Annotated in this window: 23 protein-coding genes; 6 read left to right on the top strand and 17 right to left on the bottom strand. The window is 67.0% G+C overall.

What is annotated here, in order from left to right; all coding sequences use genetic code 11:
• Position 1 precedes the first annotated feature (1 nt).
• From ACFVH2_RS06695 to ACFVH2_RS06670, 6 genes are read right to left on the bottom strand one after another with little or no spacing between them, the layout of a single operon-like run.
• Entirely contained in the window at positions 2–1,336 is a 1,335-nt protein-coding gene (locus ACFVH2_RS06695; RefSeq protein WP_378420299.1) for a Wzz/FepE/Etk N-terminal domain-containing protein, read from the bottom strand.
• A complete protein-coding gene (locus ACFVH2_RS06690; protein WP_378420300.1) occupies positions 1,333–2,655 on the bottom strand; it encodes a hypothetical protein in 1,323 nt (440 codons plus the stop codon). The genes ACFVH2_RS06695 and ACFVH2_RS06690 overlap by 4 nt, the downstream gene beginning before the upstream one ends.
• The gene (locus tag ACFVH2_RS06685; protein WP_378420301.1) at positions 2,652–3,422 is read right to left on the bottom strand and encodes an SGNH/GDSL hydrolase family protein; all 771 of its coding nucleotides are present in this window, start codon (positions 3,420–3,422) and stop codon (positions 2,652–2,654) included. Before ACFVH2_RS06685 ends, ACFVH2_RS06690 begins: the two co-directional genes overlap by 4 nt.
• On the bottom strand, positions 3,419–4,084 hold the full coding sequence (locus tag ACFVH2_RS06680) for an SGNH/GDSL hydrolase family protein (protein ID WP_378420302.1): 666 nt from the start codon (positions 4,082–4,084) through the stop codon (positions 3,419–3,421). The genes ACFVH2_RS06685 and ACFVH2_RS06680 overlap by 4 nt, the downstream gene beginning before the upstream one ends.
• Positions 4,081–5,178, bottom strand: a complete 1,098-nt coding sequence (locus ACFVH2_RS06675; RefSeq protein WP_378420303.1) for a glycosyltransferase — start codon at positions 5,176–5,178, stop codon at positions 4,081–4,083. Before ACFVH2_RS06675 ends, ACFVH2_RS06680 begins: the two co-directional genes overlap by 4 nt.
• Positions 5,179–5,201: 23 nt before the next feature.
• Positions 5,202–5,660, bottom strand: coding sequence for a colanic acid biosynthesis acetyltransferase (locus ACFVH2_RS06670; RefSeq protein ID WP_378420304.1), 459 nt, complete (start codon positions 5,658–5,660; stop codon positions 5,202–5,204).
• Between the two features lie 269 nt (positions 5,661–5,929).
• Between ACFVH2_RS06670 and ACFVH2_RS06665 the strand changes: the two genes are divergently transcribed.
• Genes ACFVH2_RS06665 through ACFVH2_RS06655 form a run of 3 tightly spaced genes read left to right on the top strand, consistent with a single transcriptional unit; the run spans position 5,930 to position 9,368 of the window.
• Positions 5,930–7,135: a hypothetical protein gene (locus ACFVH2_RS06665; RefSeq protein WP_378420305.1), complete on the top strand. Its 1,206-nt coding sequence runs from the start codon at positions 5,930–5,932 to the stop codon at positions 7,133–7,135.
• Positions 7,132–8,046, top strand: a complete 915-nt coding sequence (locus ACFVH2_RS06660; RefSeq protein WP_378420306.1) for a glycosyltransferase family 2 protein — start codon at positions 7,132–7,134, stop codon at positions 8,044–8,046. Before ACFVH2_RS06665 ends, ACFVH2_RS06660 begins: the two co-directional genes overlap by 4 nt.
• On the top strand, positions 8,043–9,368 hold the full coding sequence (locus tag ACFVH2_RS06655) for a lipopolysaccharide biosynthesis protein (protein WP_378420307.1): 1,326 nt from the start codon (positions 8,043–8,045) through the stop codon (positions 9,366–9,368). Before ACFVH2_RS06660 ends, ACFVH2_RS06655 begins: the two co-directional genes overlap by 4 nt.
• On the opposite strand, the gene ACFVH2_RS06650 is transcribed toward ACFVH2_RS06655, so the two are convergent.
• Positions 9,365–9,976, bottom strand: coding sequence for a serine O-acetyltransferase (locus ACFVH2_RS06650; protein ID WP_378420308.1), 612 nt, complete (start codon positions 9,974–9,976; stop codon positions 9,365–9,367). The genes ACFVH2_RS06655 and ACFVH2_RS06650 overlap by 4 nt on opposite strands.
• A gap of 40 nt (positions 9,977–10,016) precedes the next feature.
• On the opposite strand from ACFVH2_RS06650, the gene ACFVH2_RS06645 reads away from it, so the two are divergent.
• Entirely contained in the window at positions 10,017–10,982 is a 966-nt protein-coding gene (locus ACFVH2_RS06645; protein WP_378420309.1) for a GDP-L-fucose synthase family protein, read from the top strand.
• A 10-nt stretch (positions 10,983–10,992) separates the two neighbouring features.
• Here the strand turns inward: ACFVH2_RS06645 and gmd are convergent, their stop codons facing one another.
• Positions 10,993–12,030: a GDP-mannose 4,6-dehydratase gene (gene gmd, locus ACFVH2_RS06640; protein WP_378420310.1), complete on the bottom strand. Its 1,038-nt coding sequence runs from the start codon at positions 12,028–12,030 to the stop codon at positions 10,993–10,995.
• Positions 12,027–13,457, bottom strand: coding sequence for a glycosyltransferase family 4 protein (locus ACFVH2_RS06635; RefSeq protein WP_378420311.1), 1,431 nt, complete (start codon positions 13,455–13,457; stop codon positions 12,027–12,029). Before ACFVH2_RS06635 ends, gmd begins: the two co-directional genes overlap by 4 nt.
• Positions 13,458–13,555: 98 nt before the next feature.
• Here ACFVH2_RS06635 and ACFVH2_RS06630 point away from each other — a divergent pair, with 98 nt between their 5' ends.
• Positions 13,556–14,146, top strand: a complete 591-nt coding sequence (locus ACFVH2_RS06630; RefSeq protein ID WP_378420312.1) for a methyltransferase type 11 — start codon at positions 13,556–13,558, stop codon at positions 14,144–14,146.
• The gene (locus tag ACFVH2_RS06625; protein ID WP_378420313.1) at positions 14,139–15,227 is read left to right on the top strand and encodes a glycosyltransferase family 2 protein; all 1,089 of its coding nucleotides are present in this window, start codon (positions 14,139–14,141) and stop codon (positions 15,225–15,227) included. The genes ACFVH2_RS06630 and ACFVH2_RS06625 overlap by 8 nt, the downstream gene beginning before the upstream one ends.
• 38 nt (positions 15,228–15,265) lie before the next feature.
• On the opposite strand, the gene ACFVH2_RS06620 is transcribed toward ACFVH2_RS06625, so the two are convergent.
• The 8 genes from ACFVH2_RS06620 to ACFVH2_RS06585 all read right to left on the bottom strand — a co-directional run bounded on the left by ACFVH2_RS06620 (position 15,266) and on the right by ACFVH2_RS06585 (position 24,091).
• Positions 15,266–16,213: a hypothetical protein gene (locus ACFVH2_RS06620; RefSeq protein ID WP_378420314.1), complete on the bottom strand. Its 948-nt coding sequence runs from the start codon at positions 16,211–16,213 to the stop codon at positions 15,266–15,268.
• Positions 16,214–16,503: 290 nt separating this feature from the next.
• On the bottom strand, positions 16,504–17,583 hold the full coding sequence (locus ACFVH2_RS06615; protein WP_378420315.1) for a glycosyltransferase family 2 protein: 1,080 nt from the start codon (positions 17,581–17,583) through the stop codon (positions 16,504–16,506).
• Between the two features lie 68 nt (positions 17,584–17,651).
• Positions 17,652–18,740: a DegT/DnrJ/EryC1/StrS family aminotransferase gene (locus ACFVH2_RS06610; protein ID WP_378475690.1), complete on the bottom strand. Its 1,089-nt coding sequence runs from the start codon at positions 18,738–18,740 to the stop codon at positions 17,652–17,654.
• Positions 18,741–18,763: 23 nt separating this feature from the next.
• Positions 18,764–20,230, bottom strand: coding sequence for an oligosaccharide flippase family protein (locus ACFVH2_RS06605; protein ID WP_378420317.1), 1,467 nt, complete (start codon positions 20,228–20,230; stop codon positions 18,764–18,766).
• Positions 20,227–20,901 (bottom strand): NeuD/PglB/VioB family sugar acetyltransferase, encoded by a 675-nt coding sequence (locus ACFVH2_RS06600; RefSeq protein WP_378420318.1) that lies wholly within the window; start codon positions 20,899–20,901, stop codon positions 20,227–20,229. Before ACFVH2_RS06600 ends, ACFVH2_RS06605 begins: the two co-directional genes overlap by 4 nt.
• Before the next feature lie 3 nt (positions 20,902–20,904).
• Complete coding sequence (locus tag ACFVH2_RS06595) at positions 20,905–22,035, bottom strand: DegT/DnrJ/EryC1/StrS family aminotransferase (RefSeq protein WP_378420319.1); 1,131 nt, start codon at positions 22,033–22,035, stop codon at positions 20,905–20,907.
• The gene (locus ACFVH2_RS06590; RefSeq protein WP_378420320.1) at positions 22,032–23,027 is read right to left on the bottom strand and encodes an NAD-dependent epimerase/dehydratase family protein; all 996 of its coding nucleotides are present in this window, start codon (positions 23,025–23,027) and stop codon (positions 22,032–22,034) included. Before ACFVH2_RS06590 ends, ACFVH2_RS06595 begins: the two co-directional genes overlap by 4 nt.
• Positions 23,024–24,091: a Gfo/Idh/MocA family protein gene (locus tag ACFVH2_RS06585; RefSeq protein ID WP_378420321.1), complete on the bottom strand. Its 1,068-nt coding sequence runs from the start codon at positions 24,089–24,091 to the stop codon at positions 23,024–23,026. The genes ACFVH2_RS06590 and ACFVH2_RS06585 overlap by 4 nt, the downstream gene beginning before the upstream one ends.
• Positions 24,092–24,241: the final 150 nt, after the last annotated feature.

Genomic DNA, 24,241 nt, shown 5'->3' with positions numbered 1-24,241 from the left:
GTCATACTCCCTCTTGCGATCGAATGAGCAATGCGTCGTTCGCTCCCTCGGAGATGCTGTCGAACGCACCGGGCCCATGGGGTGGCATGTACATCACGACTCCTACGAGCGGCGCGCCCGTGGTCCGAAGATTCTCGACGGCACGGGTGAGGTCGCGCCTCAGGGTGGCACCTGGGACCACGACGAGCAGAACGCCGTCGGCGTGCGTACCAAGCACTGCGGCTGCAGCGGTCGACAGCACGGGCGCGGCGTCGATGACGACGTGGACGTAGGCGGCGCCCAACCGGGTGACCAACTTCCCCATCGCAGTTGCCGCCAGCAGATCATCGACACTGTCCCCAACACCTGCGGGCATCACGTCCGGGCCGTCCAAGCCGCATCGGATTGCCTGATCCGCCGAGACCGACCCGGCAAGCACGTCGAACAGTCCTGGACCGTCGACGGTCCCCGTTGTCGCCGGGTTTGCCTCGACCACGATTACCCGGTCGCCCCCTGCCGCGAGGGCGCGTCCCAGGTTCGTCGAGAACGCTGCGGCATCCGTCTCTCCGGCGGGACAGGTCACCACCCACACCTGCGCGGCCTCCTCGACCCCTTCCGAACGGGGGGCGCGAGATCGCAATCGCATACGCAGGTGGCGGTACTCGTCGAGGCCCGACCCGTCGGTCTCGCGCGCTGACCCGACGGCCCCGAGTACCGGCGTGCCCGACACCGCCGCAGCGCGGTCCGCACTCCGAATGATCGGGTCTGAACGGTCGCGAATCCACACCGCGACCGCCCCCAACACCAGACCGACCAGCGCCCCGAGAGCTCCGAACGTCAGTGGTCCGGGAAGCCTCCGGTGCGGCGTGTTCGCCGATGTGACGACGGTGGTGTGCACCTTCTGGCCGTCCACACCGGTGGGTGTCTCGAGCGCGTTGGTGTACGCGATGAATTCGCCGGCCAGCGTGTCTGCGAGCAGTCGTGCCTGGTCCGGAGAGGTGTCGGCCACGGCGAGGTCGATGACCGTGGTCTTCGGCGGCACGATCGTGGCACTGACGTTGTCGGCGAGTTCCCGCGCCGATTGCGGCAGCCCCAGTTTGTCGACGACTCGCTGGTTGACAGCCTCGCTGGTCAGCAGGTCGACGTAAGAGTTGACGCGCCCCCACACCACCTGATCGTTCTCGTACGCGGTGGCCGTCGCGGAACCCTGAATCGACACCAGCAGTTGAGTGGTCGAGACGTACTTCCCAGGGGCGAACAGTGCCGCGCCCACACCGACGACGACACAGGCGACGACAACCGACAGAAACAGCTTCCAGTGCAGCCGGACCGCAGCGAGGAACGTTCTCACATTCATCTTGCACTCGTCCTTTCCCTGGACCGACGTTCACTGAAAACGCTGAACACATTGACTGCACTGCGGTCGACGGCATGGTCGACAACCACGGCCACGGTCGTCGCCGTCGGCAGGGATGCAGAAGTGTCGAGCAATTCGTCCTCGGTGGTCACGCCGTGCCGAACGACCAGAACAATCGCGTCGGCCGCGCCGACGACCGCATCGGCCGCCGCGACCGACGGGCAGGAAAGCACCACCCAGGCGTAGTTCTCGCGGAGCTCGCGCACGACGGCGGGCAGAGCGGTCGGGTCGATCGAGTGCAGCGGGAAGTCGGCTGCGCTGCCGGCACCCAGCACTGGTCCGTGCCCGGAGTCATGCACTGCCTCCAAGACGGCGGCATGTCCCAGAACGACGTCCGTGATACCCGGGCACCCTTGGCCGTCACAGAGTTTCGTCAACTCCCACGAGGTGTGATCGAGATCGACGAGGATCGCAGAATCGCCCTGAACGCGCAGCGCGTCGGCCAGCGCGACAGCCGTCGCGGCGGTCACGGACCTGGCCGCGGGCTCGGCGACCGCGATGACGCCTCGGTCGGGATCACCCATCGCCGAGAGCAGTCGACGCCGAATGAGACGGCTGCTCTCCACGGCCGACCCTGCCGGAACATCGCCGATCGATCCGAGTACCGGCTTGCCAGAGATGCGGGCGGCGTCGCGCGGGTCACGGACCGCGCGGTCGAAGACCGAACGCAGCACCGCACCGGTCGCCCCGAGAAGCATCCCGACCAGGCCCGCCCCGAGCAACACCGCCGGCGGGGGCAGTCCCCAGAAGGACACCCGGGTGGGCGGACTCGGTTGGTCGACGACGGCGAGCTCCGCGCGGGGCACCACCGAACCGGTCACGGTTTCGAGTGCCTTCACCGCCGCCGCGTACTCGTGCAGGAACACGGTGAGGGTCTGCTGGGTCTCTCCCGCGGTGGGGGCGTCGACGGCGACATCGATCAGCACGGTGCCGGGCCGGTTGGTCGCCGTGGTCCGCCGGGCGAGAGTCTCCGGTGCCAGATCGATGCCGAGATCCCGCACCACCCGCGCGGCGAGGTCGGTGCTGCCGGCGAGTTCGACGTAGTTTCCGGCGCGGTGCTGGGCGTAGGTGTCACCGCCGTCGACCGCGCGGCTGACGTCCCCGGGCGTCCGGATGAATACGGTCGCCGTCGATCGGTAGAGCGGGGGCGCCACCAGCAGTGCGACCACAGCGGCCCCTACCCCCAGGAGCATCCCCCACGCCGGCCAGCGCCATCGCTCGCGAAGGACACGCACGTAAGCGCGCAGCGCGGTGCTCATGACGAGGGATCCACGCCGTGAGCGACGAGCGATGCCGCCAGGGCCGCACCGAGCTCTTCCTCGCCGCGGGGATTGGGGTGTTTCCCGTCCGAGGCGAGCAGGAAAGAGGTGTCTCCGACGGCAAACGGCGCGTCCGCGATGGGGTCGAGGAAGAGGACACCGGCGGTGGCCGGGTCGGATTCGAGGCGAGCCATGAAGCCGTCGTCAAATCCCAGGTCGTCGCGAGGGCTCGACAGGTACCGGGGCCTGAGGAACACCATCTTCGCGGCGGGCCAGGCCTTACGTGCCTCTCCGATGGTGAAGACCACCGCCTTGAAGACATCTTCGCCGGGCGCGAAGACGTCGTTCCGGCCACCGTCGAGGACGACGATGTCGGGTTGGTACTGGTCCGCCAGCTTGGGGATGCGTTCGGCGAAGGAGGTCGAGTCCCCGACATACTCGTTGACGACGAAGCGATTGGGGGGACCGCCGCTGATGTACCCGGTCCCCGGCACCGCCGACAGGTCACAGTGCCACCGCATCCGGACCGCCGCCAGGCAGGCGTAGGACACTTCTTTCAGTGGTCCGCTGCCTCCTGTGTACGAGTCGCCGATGAACAGGACGGCCGGCGGTGCCCCGGAATCGGCATGCGGGCGCTCGATCTGTCCGGTTGTCGGCGCCGCCTGGGGCGTCGGGGTACCTGGTGACACGACGACCACCGCGAGTCCGGCCAGCACCGCCGCGGCGAGCGTGATCAGGGCAGCGTCCAGCCACCGTCGCCCCGTCATCTGACGACCTCCGTGCGGACCCACGCCGCGACCCTGTCCGCGAGGAGAGACTGGCCCTCGTCCGTGGGGTACGCACGGTCGGCCTGCATCAGTGGCGGCGTCAGCCACGGAGGATCGAGGGCGTCGAGGTAAGGGACGCCGGTCGACTTCGCGGCGGCCTGGGCCGCGTCGGACACCCGGGTCACCGCCTCCGGCACCGGGGTTTCGTACCACGTAGGTCCGATCACGAGCGGCCTCTCGCCGCCGAGAACGATCTTGTGAATGGCGGCGGCGGCGCCCGCCTGGATCGGAGCCGCTTCGGGGAACCCGGTGTCCTTCAGTCCACCGAACACCAGAATGAAATCCGGGTCGGCGCCCTGAGCCCGGTCCACCTGGTAGGTGAACGCATACCCGCCCGCACCGTCCGCCAGGTAACCGGCGCCCGGCAGCGCGAAATTCGACACGGACCACCCGGTGCGCTGGGCCAGCAGGGTGGGCCAGACCACCCGGTTCTGACGTCCGGCGGTGAAGTCATCCCCGACGACAGCGATCCGTAGCGGGTGCGGAAGTGCTTCCCCCTCGTTGCTCCCCCGCAAGATCGCCGAGGCCGTCACGAGGGCTGCGACCAGGATCACCGCCGCGGCGGCCGACACGATCGGGATGATGCGGCGCCGGCGATTCACGACACGGCCTCGACCAGGTCGGTATACGTGGCCAGCAGCCGGTCTGCAATGACGGCCATGCCGAACTCGGTGCGCACCGTCGATCGGCCTCGCCGCCCCATCTCCAGCGCCCGGGAGCGGTCCCCCAACAGGGTCCCGACCGCGGCTGCCAGCGCGGGGGCTGTGGGGTTGGTGACGATTCCGCTGCCGGTCCGGCTGACGGTCGGTGCGAGCCCACAGTCGTTCGAAACGACCACGGGAACCCCGACGGCCATCGCCTCGAGCACCGACATCGGATACGGCTCGCGGACGGACGGGAGGACGTACACGCTGGCCCCCGCCATCCGACGCGGGACTGCGGCCGAATCGAGCGCACCCTCCCAGACGATCCTCGGGTCGGCCCCGATCGACCTGCGCAATGCCGTGCCTTCACCCTCGTCGGGCCCGACCAACGTGAATCGCGCATCGACACCGTTGTCCAGCAGGAGCCGGGCCATCTCGACGAACGCCGTCGGCCGCTTTCGCGGATGCATGCGGGCAGCAAAGAGCACCTCTGGCGTACCGCAGTCGACGGCGTCCCGGGAGTAGTGCGGCACCCCGTTGCCGAGCTGTGTCAGTCGCAGCGATTCTCCCCCGACCGCGACTAGCTGCTCACGCTCGGCAGGAGTCAGGTAGAACACGGCTCCGGCCCCGCGGAGCACCTTGTGCGTCCACACCGCATCCAACGGCGCCGCGAGCGGACGGCTGGACGGCGCGACCATGCCGTGGGTCTGCAGTGCGTACGGGATCCCGTAACGCCGCGCTGCGACCGCCAGCGGCAGCACCACCAGGTCGCGGCCCAGGTGGATGTGCACGACGTCGAACTCGGCGCGATGGCTTCGGAACCAGCGACCGAGACCGGGCGCGCCGAGACCGGCGAAACCTGTGCCGGGAACCAAGGTCCGGGCGGTGAACAGCCGGACCGGCACGTCGTCCACCGTTTTCGGGGCCACCGTATACCCTCGAGTGCCGGCCGTGATGATCGTGTTGTACCCGCGACGAATCAACTCCACGCTCTGGTTCAGCGCCACCCGAGCAGGTCCGCCGTACGCCCCGTCGGGGCTGATCAGCGTCACTACCTGCAGGATCCGCATGGCAGTCAGCCCGGCGAAATGCTCGGTTGAGGAGGCCGAACGCTGGAGCCGGGCGGAATGTCGGCCGACACCACCGACATGGCGCCGACCACCGAGTTTGCGCCCACTGTGACGCCACGCAGGACCATCGACCTCGCACACAACCATGCCCCGTCCTCGATGACGATGGGTGCGTTGTCGAACTCGAAGGTCGGCGACGTGCGGTCATGGCTACCCGTGCACAGGTAGGCGTACTGGGAGATGCACACATCGGAGCCGATGACTATGCGATCGATGTTGTAGAGGTCCGCCGCGGTCCCGATCCACGAGTCGTTGCCGATCGACAGCTTCCACGGCCACTGGACGTTCACCCGGTGCTTGATCAGGACGCCCGTGCCGACCTCGGCGCCGAACCAGCGGAGGACGGCACACCGCAATCGGTTGGGGCACCACACCTGGGTGAACAACAGGGTCGATGTCGCCACCCAAAGCGCCTGTGCGAGGAACCCACGGCCCTTGTCGTAAGACCGGCCGCGCCCAGCAGCCAACGATCGCAGAACTGGCATGCGCACCTCCCCGCCGGATCACCGACTGGTTCGGCAATCCACGTTACGAGCCCCCTCCCAGTCCGTGTCAAGAACCACTATCGTTTTGAGGGCACGCCCCAGCGCAACCGTGAAGGGGGTGACACATGGCCGGAGTCGGATTCGCCCCGACCCGGACGTTCGCGGAGCGACAGCGGGCCCGCAGGGCCGTGCTGGCGCAGTTCACCGTATTTGCCATCGGCGCCACGTCTTGCGTGCAGATCGCGAACTTCACGGCTACCGCCCTGTCGGTGGTGTGCCTGCTGCTGGTGCCCGCGTTCCTCCTCATGACGCATCGCGGGGTCGAACTGGTTCCGTTGGTGCTCGCCGCGCTCGGGTGGATCTCCTACATCGCGTCCGGACTGGTCCACGAGGTCAGCCCGCTGTGGCCGAATGCCATTGCACCAGCGTCATTTTCGCTGTATCTCATCGGACTCACGGTGATCACCGGCCGCGCGATGGCGTCGATAGCCACGGTCCTCGCGGGGATTTCCGCGGGCACCGTGATCTTCTTTCTGTTTCGGGGGATCGAGCTGACCAGGACCGGGAGTTTCCTGGACCTCTGGAAATACGGCATCGCCCAGTCCGTGACCATCCTCGTCCTGTACGGCCTGGCAAAGAGGGCGCGCGTGCACCGGCTCGCCTTCCCTGTGGCGCTCGTCCTGCTCGGCCTGGCCAGCCTCGGCCTCAACTTCCGTTCGCACGCATTGGTCTGCCTGGTCTCCGGTGCAGTCGTCTTCACCCGACAGGTCATGGGGTCGCGGGTCGCGCGTGGTTGGCAGTTCGCCGCGATCGCGGCCTTCGGAATCGCTTTCGCGTACGTGATGCCGATCGTTGCGCGCGCCGGCCTGTTCGGTCCCGCGTTGCAGCGGAAGACTGTCGAGCAGCAGGCGACCCACCTGCCGCTGCTGCTCGCGGGCCGGACCGAACCGCCGATGTCGATCACCGCGATCCTCCAACGCCCGATACTCGGTTGGGGCAGTGGCGAAAAGCTGACCCCGGAGCTGTATACCGCGGCCGAGCATCTCGCCGTACGGATGGGTTTCGCACCTACCTACGAGTTCGACCTCGCCTGGCGCCTGCCTCCCCGCGACTACTCGGCGATGCACTCGATCCTGCTCGGATCCTGGGTGGAGGGCGGTGTGCTGGCCGTACTGCTTCCACTCTGGCTGCTCGTTGCCTGCGTAGGCGTGATCTGGAACCTGGAGCGGTACGGAGTGTGGGCTCCTCTGGTGGTGACCATTGCCGTGCAAGGCATCTGGGATCTGGCCTATTCGCCGTGGACGTACAACGTGATCCCGGTGTATGCGTGCATCACGCTGTTCTTCACGACGGCACATTTCGTCCGTCCCGTCGGCGACGTTCGTCCGCCATGAGCGGCAGAACGTCCGCCACCGCGCGAGTAAGCGTGGTGATCCCAACCGTCGGGCGGACGTCGCTCACCCGTGCGGTGCAGTCCGCCCTGTTCCAGACATATCGGGTCGCCGAGATCCTGGTGGTGGCCGACACCGATGCACCGCTGACGCTGCCTGCGGACGACCGGATCATGGTGCATCGGACACGGCTGCGTGACGGACCGTCGAGGTGCCGGCAACTGGGCATCGATGCCGCGACCGGCACGGTGATCGCACTGCTCGACGACGACGACGAATGGCGCCCCGACAAGTTGCGGCGGCAACTCGCCGCAGTGGGGCGGGGCGCCGGCGACCGGTGGATCGCCTCGTGCAGGATGGCCGTCGAGGGGCCCGGCGACCGCCGACGGACCTGGCCGCGGCGAACCATCGAACCCGGCCAGTCGGTGGCCGAGTACCTGTTCCGCTTCACGGATCTGACGTTCGGTGCCGCGACCCTGCAGACATCGACCCTCTGCTTCCCGACCGACGTCGCCCGCGTGGTCAGGTGGGATGCCGACGGGAGCCACCCGCACGACGAACCGAGCTGGCTGATCCGGGTGCAGGAGGCGATGCCCACGGTGCGGCTCGTCCAGCTGCCCGAGGTGCTCAGTACGTACCACGTCGACGGTGAATCACTCTCGCGCAGCACCCGCGACCGGACCGAGGAGTACCTCGACTGGGGCCTGCGATATCTCGGCGAGCAGTCGGCCCGGGTGCGCGGGGACTACCTCTGCACGAGCCCGGTCAGTGCGGCGGTGTCGGCGCGATCGCTGGCCGGCGTGCGACGCTCGCTCTGGTCGGCGCTGCGCCACGGCCGACCGGGGCCGTGGGCATTGGCCTACGCGGCGCTCAGCTCGGCCCGGATCCTCGCACTGAGGGCGCGTAAGGCATGACTGCGGGGCCCGGCCAGCTGGCGCCCGAGGAACGGCGTGCGCTGGTCCGCGGCACTGTGTACCGCGTCGTCGGCACTCCGGTGGTCGCGGTGCTCGGCCTGGCCAATACGGCACTGATCGTGCGCGAGACCGGTGCGGCGGTATTCGGTCTGGTGTCACTCGTGGCGACGGTGACCCTGCTGCTTCCCTTCGCCGATCTCGGGATCGGGGCGGTCGTCCTGAGCGCCGGCGCGCTGCTCAGCGGGCCTGGCTACGACCCGCGCGCGGTCGACGTCATCCGCCGGGCTTATCGGGTGCTGATTTCGGTGGCCGCCGCCCTCGCGGCCACCGCCTTCGTCGTGATGGCGATCGACGGCTGGGGTTCGCTCGTCGGGATGTCGAGCGGACCCGACGACCGGTGGGCGATCACGGTCGCCGCAGTGCTTTTCGCGCTCACCATCCCGGCGGGGCTGGGAGTGCGCATCCTCATCGGGATCGACCGCAATCAACTGGCCACCCTCGTGATGATGAGCAGCGCTGCGTTCTCGTTGCTGTTGACTCTGCTGCTGTACTGGTTGGACGTCGGAGGGATCTGGTACGCGCTGTCCGCATTGGGCGGCGTGCTGATCGGGCACGTCCTCGGCACTGTGCTCGCCCTGCGCCTGTCCGGCCTCGGGTGGTCGGTGTTCGCGCCGGTGAGCGCCCCGGCGGTCCGCACCCGGCTGCTGGAGGGCAGCCTGTGGCTCTTCCTCGTCGGTGTCGGACTGCCGATTGGGCTGCAGACCGGGCGCATCCTGCTCGCGCACCTGTCCACACCCGCGCAGTTGTCCGCATACGCCCTGACGGCTCAGATGTACTCGGTCGGCTGGTCGGTACTCTCCACCGCGGGGATGGCCTACTGGCCGGTCTTCGTCAAGAGGCGGGGTGCCGCGGAGGTGACGATCCGAATGTGGTGGCGGCTCACCGGCGTACTCGGTGGGGTCGCCGCGGTCGGTGCGGTCGCGCTGACAGTGCTCGGCCCATGGGTCGCGTCGATCCTCTCGGGTGGGGAGATCGAGGTGTCCGCGTCCCTTGCGATGACGTTCGGCGTACTGCTGGTTGCGCAGGCCGCCTACCTTCCCGCGGGCGTGTTGCTGACCAGACCGAATGAGGCACGGTGGCAGACGTACTGGACAGCCGCGATGGCCGCCGTCAGCGTTGGCTGTGGTTTCGCCCTGGCGGGTCCGTTCGGAGCGGTCGGGGTGGCGGGTGCGGCCGGGTTCGGCGTGCTTGCCGCGCAGGTGGTTCCGGCGCTGCTGTGGGTGCCTGGACTGGTGCGCCGGCGCCCTCCTGCGGGGAGCTAGTTGTGTTGTGCGTCCCGATCGCGAGTCAGCGGCTGCGCGAGGGGGGCGACGACGGTGACACCGGCCGCTACGTCGTGGATCACGGTGGCGTTCGGGCCCACGGTTGCGTTGTCGTGCAACGTGATCGGTCCCAGCACAATGGCGCCGGCGCAGACCCGGACACCGTCGCCGAGTGTGGGCCTGCCCCTCTTGTCGTGCCCGATCGTGACCTGTTGGTTGATCCAGCAGTGACTTCCGATGACTTCGGCGGTGACAATGGTTCCCACGCCGTGCTGAATGAACAGTCCCGGGCCGATTCGGTCGGCGTCGAGCGTGAGCGTCGACTCCTGCCGGTACACCGTCCTGAGCAGGAACCGCAGCAGCGGGCGGGCCGGCCGGAGTCGGTAGTGGACCAGGGCGCGGAACTCGGGCAGGGCACCGGCCAGGTAGGAGAATCGCGAGTAGGTGTCAAGCTCCCGGATGCGCTCCGCACCCATGCACTCGAGCCACCACTCGACGTCGACCGCGACCGAGCCCGACACTCCGCAGCGCTTGACTGCCCACCACAGCGGAAAAGCCCACACGCGGGCCGCTCGGAGGAGCACTGCCCGCCGACCGACGGAGGTCATTGCCCGATTCTAGGGCGTCGGACGCGGGCACGCGGGGACAATGGATGGCATGGCGCCCCAGCCGATATCGAAGGAGGCCCGGCTGTACATCGCCGGGCACAGGGGACTAGTCGGCTCGGCATTGTGGCGGCACTTCGCCGCGCGAGGATTCGAGAACCTGATCGGACGGCCGTCGGACGAGTTGGACCTGCGTGATCGGCAGGCGACTGCGGCATTCTTCGCAGAGACCCGGCCGGAGGTGGTGATCGATGCAGCCGCCCGGGTGGGGGGCATAGCCGCGAACAGGGACCAGCCGGCCGAGTTCCTGTCCGACAACCTGCTGATCCAGGTCAACCTCCTCGACAGCGCCGTGGCCACGGGAGTCGAGCGGCTCCTGTTCCTCGGCTCGAGCTGCATCTACCCCAAGTTCGCCGATCAACCGATTCGCGAAGAAGAATTGTTGACGGGCCCATTGGAAGAAACCAACGAGGCCTATGCGATCGCGAAGATCGCCGGTATCGAACAGGTCAAGGCCATCCGCAGGCAGTACGGACTGCCCTACGTCTCGGCGATGCCGACCAGCATCTACGGCCCGGGCGACAACTTCCACCCCCACGACAGTCATGTTCTCCCCGCCTTGATCCGCCGATTTCACGAGGCCGCACGCGGAGGCGCCGACTACGTGACATGCTGGGGCACAGGACGAGCCAGGCGCGAGTTCATGCACGTTGACGACCTGGCCACGGCCTGTCACGTCATCCTCGACAGGTACGACGACGGCCGGCCGATCAATGTGGGTACCGGATCGGACCTGACGGTCGCCGAGTTGGCACACCTGGTCGCCGGGATCGTCGGCTTCCGCGGCGAGATTCGTTGGGACGTCGACAAACCGGACGGCACGCCGAGGAAGATCCTCGACGTGCAGCGGCTGAGCAGGCTCGGATGGAAGTCGACCATCCCGCTCGATCAAGGCGTCCAGGCGACGTACGAGTGGTTCGTCGCGCGGCAGGACGCCCATCGGGCGTGAAGGGTCCAGGTCACCGCGATTCGGGGCCCCAGCCCGGCAGCTCGGGTCGGTCGATGCAGGGGGTGCCGCCAAGTTCGAGCGCCCGGATGTCGGCCGCCACCATGATTCTCGCCAGTTCTGGCGCAAGCACTTGCGCCTTCCACCCCAGAGCGGACTGCGCCTTCGATGCGTTGCCGATCACTGTGTCCACCTCGGCTGGACGCAGGTAGCGATCGTCGAATCGCACGTGCCTCTCCCAGTCGAGTCCTACCTGCGCGAAGGCCAGGGCGAGGAATTCGCGTACCGAATAGCCGATTCCGGTCGCGAGAACGTAGTCGTCCGGGTCGTTGGCTTGAAGCATCCGCCACATGCCCTCGACATACTCGGGCGCGTAGCCCCAGTCCCGCACCACGTCGAGATTTCCCAGATACAGGTGCCGGTCGACACCGGCTTGGATCCGTGCCACGGCGCGAGTGATCTTGCGAGTGACGAAGGTTTCGCCGCGACGTGGCGACTCGTGATTGAACAGGATGCCGTTGACGGCGAACAGTCCGTAGGCTTCCCGATAGTTGCGGGCCGACCAGTAGGAGAACAACTTGGACACGCCGTACGGCGACCGCGGATGAAACGGGGTGTCCTCGTTCTGCGGCGGTGGTGAGGATCCGAACATCTCGGAGCTGGACGCCTGATACAGGCGACAGTCGAGATCGAGGTGCCGGATGGCCTCGAGCAGCCGAATCGTGCCCAGACCCGCCGAGTCCGCCGTGTACTCGGGTTCATCGAAACTGACCCGGACATGTGATTGGGCCGCCAGGTTGTACACCTCGTCGGGCGCGATTCGGGACAACAAGGTGATCAGCCTGGCGCCATCCACCATGTCCCCGAAATGCAGGAACAACCGAGCTTCGGGCGTGTGTGGATCTACGTACAGGTGGTCGATCCGTGCGGTGTTGAAAGACGACGTGCGCCGGATTACCCCGTGCACCTCGTAGCCCTTGTTCAGTAGGAACTCCGCCAGATACGACCCGTCCTGACCGGTGATTCCGGTGATGAGCGCACGTCGGGTCATCGGTGGTCCTCCCCCGTTCGGGCCCGCCGGGCCGCCGCGAGCTCCCCGATCCATTCCTCGTACCGGTCGATGGCCGCGCCTGCCGACAGGGTGTCCGCCGCATAGCGACGGCCGGCCTCGGCGAGCGGCCCAGCCAGCGCATGATCAGTGCCGAGACGCACGGCCTCGCTGAGCAGCAGATCCGGCCGACCGGCGGGCACACAGATTCCGCCGCCAGACGCGACGACCTCGCCCGCAGTGAACCCGCCGGCGTCAGTCGCGGCCAGGACCGGTCGGCCCGACGTGAAGTAGGACGTGAGTTTGCTCGGCACCGCCATCTGCGCCACCCCGGGCCGCTCGTTGACCAGCAGCACGTCCGCTGCGCCCAGTGCGGCCGGGAACTCACGCTCGGGAACCGGCGGCAGGAACTCGAGGGCCGCAACGCCGACCGCCTGCTCCTCCAGCTTGGCGCGCTCGTTACCGTCTCCGAGTAGAACGAACCGGACCCGGCGTTGGTGGTCGCCGGCTATTCGTGCCGCCTCGATCACGTTCTCCAGCCCCTGCTTTGCGCCGATGTTCCCGGCGTGCAGCACCACGATGTCGTCGTCACCCCAGCCGTGCGCGGTGCGGAAGGCTGCGCTCGCGCGAGGATCCGCCGGTGCGATATGTGTCCAGTTGCGGATCTCGCAAATCCGACGCCGATCGACTCCCAGCCGGTCAACCAGGTCCGTCGTGAACCCGCGGTGAATGACCGCGACGCCGTCGGCGCACCGGGCGGTAGCCGACTCGAGGGCACGGACGGCGCGGGCAGGGGCCCCCGACATCGCTTCCGTCTCGACGACCGCTCGGCTGTACACGTCATGGATGAGCAGCCCGACAGCGGGCCGTCGTCGCGTCAACCGTGCGCGGGTGGCGGCCAGTGCGGCGGCGAGAAGCGGTGGGCTCACACAAACCACCACCTCAGGCCGATTCCACCCCGCCGTGATGAGCTGCAGCCCGAAGGTCAGTTCCATTGCAGCACGACCTCGTGCGGAGTTTCGTGCAGGCACGGAGTGGTTGAACCGGCGGACCCGTACGGTTCCGTGATACTCCTCGGACCTCAGGCCCGGGTATCCGTCCGCGCGCCGCCACTGCGGATAGTGCGGGTACCCGGTCAATACCTGTACATCGTGACCGCGAGCGGCGAGACCGGTCGCGAGTCCGGCCGTGTACGGTGCAATTCCGGTCGACTCGGGTACGTAGTTGATCCCGAGAATGGCGAGTCGGATCCGATCACCGGTCACAGTTACCGAGCGTAATGGTCCGAGGTCACCGAATGGGCGCCGATGCGGCGAGTTGTCGACACCGGCAGTATCCGCGAGATCGACTGCGATGACGCTCCGACTGGCCGTAAACTGGGCGAACCCGCCATCGATCTCGAGGTATGGCGCATATGAGCGAACAGGCATCAGTAACCCGGTGGCAGCCCTCTGCGACCGGCCTGCGGCGACTGCTCGTCGACTCACCGACGTCTCTGGGTGCCAAGACGCGCGCGCACCGCTGGCAGGTGTTCGCCGAGGCCTTCCCTACGATCGAGGGCCTTCACGTCCTGGATCTGGGCGGGACCGTCGAAGCGTGGCGCCGGACCCCGGTCAGACCACAACACGTCACCGTGCTCAACCTGTTCGAACCCGGAGATGCAGACGTCGACTGGGTCACCCCCTTGACCGGTGACGCGTGCGCAGCCACCGAGGCGCTGGAGAGTGCGGGTGTGGACCCGCATTTCGATCTGGTGTTCTCCAACTCACTGATCGAGCACGTGGGTGGGCACGCGCGACGAGTGAGCCTGGCCCGGGAGGTCCGTCAGTTGGCGCCGCGGCACTGGGTACAGACCCCATATCGCTATTTTCCCGTGGAGCCACACTGGCTGTTTCCGGGAATGCAGTTCATGCCCGCCGTGATCCGAGTGGCGATCGCAAGGCACTGGCCGCTGGTGCACACGAAACCGGAAAGCTACGACGACGCCGTCGAATCCGTTCTCTGGACGGAACTGGTGGGGGCCACCGAAATGCGGAACTACTTCCCGACCTCGACCATCCTGCGGGAGCGGGTGCTCGGTGTGCCCAAGTCGCTCATCGCAGTGTCGGTCGGTGGCTGACGTGCGGACTCAGCGACTTCGGCCTGTCGAGTCGTCGCGCGAACCTTCCGTATCGGTGGTCGTTCCCTGCTACAAGTACGGGAAGTTTCTGCCGGACGCGGTCGGGTCCGCACTCTCGCAGACTGGCGTGCGGGTCGACGTCCGGGTCGTGGACGATGCATCGCCCGACGACAGTGCCGAGGTCGCGAGAGCTTTGGCAGCGGCAGACAGTCGAGTGAGCTGCGTCGTGCACTCGCAGAATCATGGTCACATTGCGACGTACAACGAGGGACTCGGCCGCGCAACCGGAGACTACGTCGTGTTGTTGTCTGCTGACGACCTACTGACGCCGGGGTCGTTGCGGCGTGCGACCGACCTCCTGGAAGCGCGCCGTGACCTGGCCTTCGTCTATGGCTACGCGCCGTCGTTCTCCGACAGAATCCCGGTCCCGAATACTCAGCTCCGGAGCTGGTCGGTGTGGTCTGGAACCGAGTGGCTCGGGCGGATCTGCAGTCGGGGGAATGGCTTGGTGACCAACCCGGAGGCCGTGATGCGGCGATCGGTACTGGCGGAACTAGGCGGGTACGATGCCGCGCATCCACATGCAGCCGACTTCAAGCTCTGGTTGCACGCTTCTCTCCGGGGCGCAGTCGGCCGCGTCAATGGACCCGATCAAGCGTTCTACCGCGTTCACGGCGCGAACATGCACCTGACCGACTTCAACGGCGTCTTCACCGACCTGCGTGAACGTCGGCGCGCATTCGAGGACTTCTTCGCCGAGGAACGGACGGCGTATCCCGAGATCGACCGTCTGCGTCCCGTCGCCCTGCGCGCACTGGCCCACGAGTCGTTGAAGTGGGGCTCGCGGGCATACGACGAGAGTGCATCGAAGCAGCGCGAAATGGGGGCCCGAACCGCGCTCGAGGAATACACCGAATTCGCGGTCGACACGTGGCCGGACATCCGGGGATCGGCGTCGTGGCGCGCCTGCGAAAGGCGGTCACGCGGCGAGGTCAGTTGGATCGCACAACAGATGTCCGCCGCGGAATGGAGCCTTCGTCACAAGCTGCGGTGGCGTCGATGGCGCAGGTTCGGGACCTGAGCGCCTGCACTGGCGGCAACGGGTAGCGCGTCGCGGCACTACTGGCTTGTGGTGGCACCCTCGTACACTTCGTCCTCGACGATGCGAACCACCTGGTTCCGAGTTGCCCTCCAGTTGTCCCCCCGCGCACTGTGCGCCGCCGCCACGGCTCGAGATTCGACAGCATGCTCTCCGAGGACGAGGGTCAACGCGTCTGCGATCCCGGAGGGTGTCGGTTGTGCCCACTTCACCATCGGACTCGGCATATCGGCGCGGGAATACGGCGAATCATTGACGACGGGGACGACGCCGCAGGCCAGCATCTCCTCGACGGTCAGCGAGATGTTGGTGAACGACAGGCCGATACCTCCGATCACCTGGTTGTAGAGCAGTGCGAGTTGATGCGGACTGAGTTGGCCGTGTCGCGTGACCGGAAACGGGAAATCGCCCGACGTGTCACCGAAGACATTGATTGTCTGGTCAGGGTGATTGCGATGGAACTCCGAGAGCGCAAGCTGGGCCAACAGACTTCCGCGGCGCGGGGTCTGGGGTCTCGAGTAGAAGACGATCCCGGCCCGCTCGCCGTCGTTTCTGAGCGCGTAAATTGTTGAGTCGCAGCTGAATTCGACGACATCTACTGGCGCATGCTTCCGAACGAGTTCAGCCACCATGTGACCGAGTGCGATATTCCTGAATCCAAATCGGTAGGTGTCTTCGGCCAGTGCGTACTCGGATCCACGTGCGTAGAAGAACGGCTCGAAATCCTGGATGAAGTAGAGACGGCGGCCAGGCATCGCCCCGTGTGAACCGAGAACGTGAGCAGTGTCCCAGGACGTCGCCAGGTAGCAGTCGCAGGGCTGTAGTCCGTCCTTCGCATCCACGACGCTCGCCCGAATCGTCGGCCAGCCGTTGCGGATCGCGTTCTCGTGGAACGTGACCGGAGAGGAGTAGCGGTCATAAACGTGCAGGACGCACTTGTGTCCGGCGGACTCCAGTGCCTCAACCATGCGAAATATCGTGGCGTGCCCCCCGGACAGCCCAGCCGGTGGAGTGATGATCCACCCGATTTCCAGAGGAGCGGGGCGGGCGGGACGACGCGCGGGGACCGTCCACTGCACTCGTGTGGAGTCGCAGGTATTGACGGAAGTCAGGGGGAACTCGAGCGCCGCCGCCCCGGTGGCCAGATAAGCCCGGCGGGCCAGACGGCGACAGATCTCGGGGCGTCCACCCGTCCGCAGCGTCGCCGCGATCTGGACCATTCGTCGACGTACAGCGGGGACTCCACCACTGGCCCCGGTCATACTCCCCACCTCATCCATCGGGTCAGGAACAGCTCGTACTCGAGGCGGCGGAGGACCGCCGCGCCGGCGAGTGGAGATATCCGCCACGGCCAGCTCGACTGCACCCGCTCCCTGCGGCGCAGAGATCGCCATGCTGGGAGTTCCGCCGCACCGGGGTAGAAATCGATCGCACAATCACGAAGGGCCACAATAGATGTCGTGTCGCACCGACCGCGATCGCATTCATGAGCCGCATATCGAAGGGTTGCACGCGCCAATGCCCGGCTGGCCAGATCGTGCAGATGGTCAGCTTCGGCAAGCTCGCCGCCAATCCCGGCGAAGAACATCTCGAATGCGGCGTGCCGTTCGCGGATCTCGTGAACTGGATCGGACAGGTCGCGCGACAGGCTGTTCGGATGCTCGCGGTGCCACGCCTGATCTGCTCCCTCGATGTGTGCTACATCTGAGACCGCCGACAGTCGGAGCCACATCTCCATGTCGTGCGTATGTGCGAGCGACTTCTGCCCACCTACCCGATCCACGACCGAAGCTCGCATCAGCACCTCGGGCGAGGTGATGACATTGAGCCCCGTCCGGCAGCGGTCCGCGAGCCAACGTCGGCCCGGCCAGACTGTCCACGAATGGACTCGCGAGCGGAATGGCGCGCGACTTCCCGGCGCGACGGTCACCGGCCTGCCCCACCCGCGGAGACTCTCCTTGGGGTCGGAACTCTCGAAGAAATGAATGGGATGTCCGTAGACCAATCCGACAGTCGGGAAGGCCCTGGCCAGGTCCACCGAGCGGGACAGTGAGCCGGGTGTCAGCATGTCGTCGGCGTCGAGACGTACGACAAACTCGCCGGTGATGGCGGCGAGCCCGTCGTTGAATGTCTCGACAGGTCCACGGTTGCGCGAATGCCGAATCAGCCGCGCGCGAGCGTCCACCTTCGAGAGCGCTTCCACGATCATCGCGCTCGAGTCGGTCGAGGCATCGTCGACCACGATCAACTCGATCTCGACGCCCGTCTGCGTCAGCACGCTCGACACCGCGTCGGGAAGGAAGTGCGCGTAGTTGTAACAGGGAACGACCACGGACACGCGCGCGGGAGGAAGCCCCTGAGCCCGACTCGGAGGGACCCGCACCCGTCTCGTGATGCGCCGCTGCGTCATTGCCCGGACAGTTCGAGTCGGAGAGCCGCAGCCACGGCGTCTTGCTGCTCTTCGGTGATGCCCGGAAAGATCGGCAGCGACAGGATTTCTTTGCTCAGTCGCTCCGCGACTGGGAAGTCTCCTTCGCGACAGCCGAGCACCGAGAACGCCGGCAATAGATGGACAGGGGTCGGATAGTGAATCCCCGCTCCGATCCCATGTGTGTTCAGATCAGACACCGCGCGGTCCCTGTTCGGAACTCGCACGACATACAGGTGCCACACATGTTCGTTCCCTTCCGTCACGGCCGGTAGCGCGATCTGTTCGTTCTCGGCCAGCAATTCCTGGTACCGAACCGCGGCGGACTGACGCTCCTTGTTCCATGCGTCGAGCAGTGAGAGCTTGATCGAGAGCACGGCAGCCTGAATTCCGTCGAGACGTGAGTTGACGCCGATCTGGACGTGCTCGTGTTTGCGGACACCGCCGTGATTCCGGAAGGCGCGAATGGACTCGGCGGCAGCGTCGGAATCGGTCAGCACGGCGCCTGCATCACCGTATGCACCGAGATTCTTACCCGGGTAGAAGCTCGTTGCCGCCACGTCACCCAGCGAACCCGCCCGCCGCCCGAAGCGTTCGGCGCCCTGTGCCTGCGCGGCGTCCTCGACGATCGCCACCTCGGCGCCGACCGCCTCGCGGACGGCCTCAACACGTGCCATCTGACCGTAGAGATGCACCGGGATCACCGCCCGTGTGCGCGAGGTCAATCGCTCGCCGACCAACGCCGGGTCGATCAGGAAATCCTCATCGCAGTCGACCAGGACCGGCGTGGCCCCGCAGCGCACGACGGCCTCCGCCGTCGCGACGAACGTGTTCGCGGGCAGGATCACCTCGTCGCCGCGGCCCACTCCAACGCTGCGCAGGGCAATCTCCACTGCATCGGTGCCGTTCCCGACCCCGACGGCATGGCGCGCTCCGCAGTACGTGGCGAACTCGCGTTCGAAGCGCTCCACCCGTGATCCGAGGACGAACTCGGCATTCGCCATCACATCGCGGAGTACGACCTCTACGTCCTCGGCAATCCGCCGGTGTTGGAGCGAGAGATCCACCAGCGGAATCGGGGGGTGTGCATTCATGTCGCTCCTTCGGCCATCAGTTCCGTCGAGCGTGACCGCGTGGACTGCCTGAGCCTCGACAGCCACCGATGCAACAGTCCGACGTACACGGCGAGACCGACGGTGCCGCCGCAGAGCAGCGCGACGACCGGGGTATCCAACTGGCGGGACACCAGGTGCGCCACGAGCCAGGCAGGTCCAGCTGCCAACACAGGCGGAACCAGGGCCCGGACGACCGCGGCGATGTCGGCCCCTACGCGACGTGCGGCCAACAGGTACATCGGCAAGACGACGACGGCGCCGATGATCACGTGCGCCCAACCGCCGCCCGCGATGCCGTAGTGCCGGGTGCCGAGAATCATCGCCGGTACCAACGCGACGATCCACAGAGCCTGTATCCACAGCACGGGGCGCGCCGCCCCGCGGGCCATCAGGTACGTCGCGATCATGTCGAACAACACCCGCAGCGCACCGAACAGGCCGAGGGCAGCCAGTGCCGCGGCGGACGGAATCCACCGGTCGCCGTACAGCAGTCGCACCAGCGGAACCGACAGCACCGCGAGCAGGACGCCGGCAGGCACCGCAGCGGCCCAGGTGAAGGCGGTCCCCACCGCCAGGCCCCGGTCGCGGGCGGCGGCGATGCCCCTGGGCTGCCCGCGCGCGGTCTCCGAGAAGGCGGCCAGCGCCACGGACCGAACCGCCTGACCGATGGCGGTCATCGGCCAACTCGACACGTTGAAGGCGAGCACGTACAAGCCCAGCGCCGCCTCGCCGGCGACCCGGGCGATCACCATGTTGTCGACATTCAGCAACAACCAGGACAGCAGGTTGGCCGATGCGATCGGAATCCCGAAACGCAATGCTGGTCTCGCCTCGACACGGTCGAAGCCGAACTGCGGTCGTCGCTTCGAGAGGACGAATTGCACTGCCGTTCCGCAGGACTGCGCAACGAGCCGCGCCACGGCGAGCGCCATCGGTCCCAGACCCAGCACCACGAGCAGGATGGCCACCGCGGTGCCGACGGCGAAGTCGGTGGCACTCGCCGCGAAGAGCTTCTTCTGCTCGAAGTTCCGCTGGAGCATGCCGAAGGGGACGACGCCGATGCCCGACACCAGCAAGGTGAACGACAGGACGACGATCACCGGGGCCGCGGCCTGCGCGCCGAACAGGTCGGCGACGACCCGCGCACTCAGTGCCATCGCGCCGGTCAAGGCCATGCCGGCCAGCAGTCCGAGCGTGGCAACCGTGGGTGCGCGTCGCTCTGGGTCGGTCGTATGGACCAGGTACGCACTCAGCGCGAGGTCGGCGAGCGTGACGAGGACGGTCTGGACGGTCAGCGCCACGGCGTAGACGCCGAACTCCCCAGGAGTGAGGAGCCTGGCCAACACGATGCCGAGGACGAGGCTGCCCAGCCGCAGGGTGAGAGCGCTGGCCAGGCTCCACGCAAGTCCGTGGCGGATCAACCGCTCGAGGTCGACGCTCATCTGGAACTCGCGGTGCTCGCGGTCGGTACGTGCGCCGCCGCCAAATCTCGGGCGGGAACCCCGGCCCACGTCTGCGCTTCCGGAAGGTCGGTCAGCAGCGTCGCCCCCATTCCGAGTACCGCATTCGCGCCAACGTGGATCTTCTCGCGTACGCAGGCATTCATACCTAGATAGGCGAGCCGTCCAACTCTGACTCCGCCGCCGAGCACCACACCCGCACACAATGTCGCGAAATCGTCGACCCTGTCGTCGTGGGTGAGCACCACATGCGGCATCACCACGACATGTCGACCGACCTCGACATTCGCGGTGAGAACGGTCTGGGCCAACAGAATCGACCCGACCCCCACGTTGCAGGTGGTGGGCACTCGAACGCTGGGATCGATCAACGTGGCAAACCGGTCATCACCAATTCCACACTGCGACAACCGGTCCACGATCACGGACCGCGTCCGTCCGGATCCGACGCAGACGACGAACTCGGCATCAGGATGATCCTCTGCCGCCGCGAGCCCACCCAGGACAGGTAGACCTGAGACGGATGTCCCGTGTAGCAAGACGTCGTCGTCGAGGAATCCGATCACCATGCGATCTACCGATGCCCGCACGCTCGACACCACCTCGCGTGCGAGTCCGCTGGCGGCGACCAGTACGAGCGGCTTCGTCGGCATCGGTCAGTCCACTCGCAGTACGTCCACGATCCGGGACTGTACGGAATCCGACATCTGGTGGAACAGAGGGAGAATCAGGGTGCGATCAGTCAAGCGGTCAGTGGAGGACAGGACCGCGTCACCATGGTCTCCACCGGCATAGGCCGGCTGCCGATGGGAGGCCATGACCCCGCGCCTCGCGGAGATGTCCGCGTGGGCCAGCCGAGCGAGCAGACCCTCGCGATCAACGGGGTACTCCGAACCCACTTCGACCCAGAAGGACTGGTAGTTCGCCTCACCACCGTCCGGATCGGTGACGCAGCGCAGCCCCGGTACGTCGGCCAGGGCTCGCTGGTAGCCGGCCGCCAGGATCCTGCGCCTGCGGACCACTTCGTCCAACTTGCCGAGCTGCACGAGCCCGACCGCGGCCTGCAGGTCGGTCATCCGAAAGTTGTAACCCACCTCCAGGTATTGCTCGGCGGGTGCGAGTGCGCTGCGGTGCCGTTCGGCGGCGCTCACACTCACGGCGTGTTCGCGCAGGGCGCCGGCGCGCTCCGCCCAGTCGGCCCGGCTGGTGGTGAGCATGCCGCCCTCGCCGGTGGTCAACAGCTTTCGGGGATGGAAGGACCACGCGGTGATTTCCGCGCCCTCCCCCACTGGTCGCCCGTGGTAACGAGACCCGGCGCCGCACGCCGCGTCCTCGATCACCGTGATGTCCAGCGGGTCACACAGGGAACGTATCGACTCGAGGTCGACGGGAACGCCGCACTGATCGACCACGATGACGGCCCTGGTGGCCGGTGTCAGCGCTGCTTTGACGGAGTCTGCGGTCAGGTTGCCGGTTGCCCGGTCCACATCCGCGAATACCGGCCGCGCGCCGACATGCACGACGGCGTTCGCCGTCGCGATGAACGAGAACGACGGAACCACCACGTCGTCACCCGATCCAATACCGGCCACGACAAGTGAAAGATGCAGGGCTGTCGTGCAACTCGAAGTTGCGACCCCGAACCTAGCCTGCATCCTGCCCGCGAAGGCGTCCTCGAACTCGGCGACCTTCGGGCCCTGGGCCACCCATCCGGATTCGATCACGGCAGTGACCGCCGCGACCTCCTCGGCACCGAGCCACGGCTTCATGACGTTGATCCGCGTCACGGCGCGCCCACCGCCCGCCCCGCCGCGATCGCCTCACGCTGAGGCTCCCACCACTCGACCAGTCGGCGCAGACCGACGTCCAGCGGCACCTGCGCCACGAAACCCAGGTCACGTCGCGCGGCCGAGGTGTCCGCCAGGCGGCGGGAGACGCCGTTCACGACACGCGCGGGGCCGTACTCCACCGGCAGGTCTGAGTCCATCGCGCGCAGAAGAGCTTCCGCGAGCTCGAGCAGGCTGGTCTCCACCTGGCTGGCGATGTTGTACACGCCCTCCGTGACATCACTGACGGCGGCGAGGAGGTTCGCTCGGGCAATGTCCTCGGTGTACACGAAGTCCATGGTCTGGGTGCCGTCGCCGAAGATCAGCGGGGGCAGTCCGTCGGCGATGCGTTCCATCCACCGGACGAGGACCTCGGTGTAGAGGCCGTGTACATCCATCCGCGGGCCGTACACGTTGAAGTACCGCAACGCAACGTAGTTCAAGCAGCTCATGGCGTGGAAGCTGCGCAGCATGCCCTCGTTGAAACTCTTCGCGGCGCCGTAGAAGGTGTCGTTGTTCTGGTGGTGGTGTCGCTCGTCGGTCGGAAAATACTCGGCCATCCCGTACACGGAGGCCGAAGAGGCCGCCACCACCTTGTCGATCTTGTGCTCGGCAGCGGCTTCCAGCACCGTGAAGGTACCGTCGACCAACACCTGCAGGGCGAGCCGGGGTTCCTCCGCGCACTGGGTGATCCGGATCGCCGCCTGATGGAACACCACGTCGGAACCCCTGACGAGGTCGTGGACAAGGTCCACGTCGCCGAGATCGCCCACGACCAACTGGGTGCGTGGGTCGCCGAGCGCGCCGGCGAGGTTCTCCCTCCGGCCACGCACCAGATTGTCGAGCACCAACACCCGCGCGGCGCCCGCGGCAAGCAACCGATCGACGATCGTCGATCCGATGGTGCCCGCGCCACCAGTGACCAGCGCCGACGCCCCCGCCAGCGCGGTCACGACGGTTCCCCGTCGTCGCCCAGATCTTGTTGCTCGGGGACGATCGGCCTGCCGTGCGCGACCAGACTGGCTGACGCCGCCTCGAGAGTCGCCAGCACCCGCAGCCCCGCGGCCCCGTCGGTGCGAGGCGAGCGTTGTTCTCGGATCGCCGCGGCGAACTCGGTCACCATCGCCGACAGCGCCTCGCGTTCGGGCAACGCGGGGACAGTGACGTCACCGAGACGATAGGAGACGGCTGCATCCCGCCGTTGATCGCCACTCGCGTCCTGGAGGGCGAGATCGATGCCGCGGTCGTGAAGAGACACGCGTTGCTGCGGGTTGAGGTCGTCCCAGACCAGGGTGCGGTGGCTGCCGCCGATCACCATCCGGCGAATCTTGGTGGGCGAGAGCCAGTTGACGTTGACGTGCGCGGTTCCCCCGCCGGCGAGGGGCATGGTCAGGTAGCCGACGCACGCCTTGCCGGCCCGCAGCGGATCCGCGCCGGTCGCCGACACCTCGGCCGGCACCAGCCCTCCCGGCAGGATGAGGTCCAGGATGGAGAGATCGTGTGGGGCGAGATCCCAGAACACGTCCACGTCCGGCTGCACCAGTCCGAGATTGATCCGGATCGAATCGACGTAGAGGATATGGCCCAGTAGGCCGTTCGCGATGGTGTCGCGTATGTACTGCACCGCGGGCGTGTAGCAGTACGTGTGGTCGACCATCAAGGTCAGCCCGGCATCGTGCGCGGTGCGGACCATCTTGGCCGCATCGACCGAGGTCGGGGCCAACGGCTTCTCCACAAGGACATGTTTGCCTGCCGCGAACGCGGCCAATGCCAACGGCGCGTGAGTGTGTGCGGGGGTTGCGATCGCGACCGCGTCGATGTCGTCCCTGGCCAGCAGTCGGTCCACCGACGTTTCCGTGTCGACTGTCGAGCGCGGGCCGACCACTTTGGCTGCGCGACCCTGGTCGATATCGCACACAGCGACCAGGTCCCAGTCGGGAGATCCTCGGAGGTTGCGAACAAGGTTCGGTCCCCAATAGCCCGCCCCGACTACCGCGGCGCGATACGCCTGAGCCATGTCTGCCCCCTCCCCCGGTGCCACACCGCGGGGACTGGTGTGAACGTCTCACTCCCGATCAGAGTGGACGACAGGTTTCCTATCCATTCTTAGCCATTGCCCCCGATTTGGCCAGTGAATCAGACCTTGAGTCTGTTTCTGCACGGAAGT

It is taken from the genome of Rhodococcus sp. NPDC127527 (genome assembly GCF_042672245.1).
GTDB lineage: Bacteria > Actinomycetota > Actinomycetes > Mycobacteriales > Mycobacteriaceae > Rhodococcus_G.
Note: the sequence above shows the minus strand (reverse complement) of the source record. Positions and strands in the feature narration are given on the sequence as shown.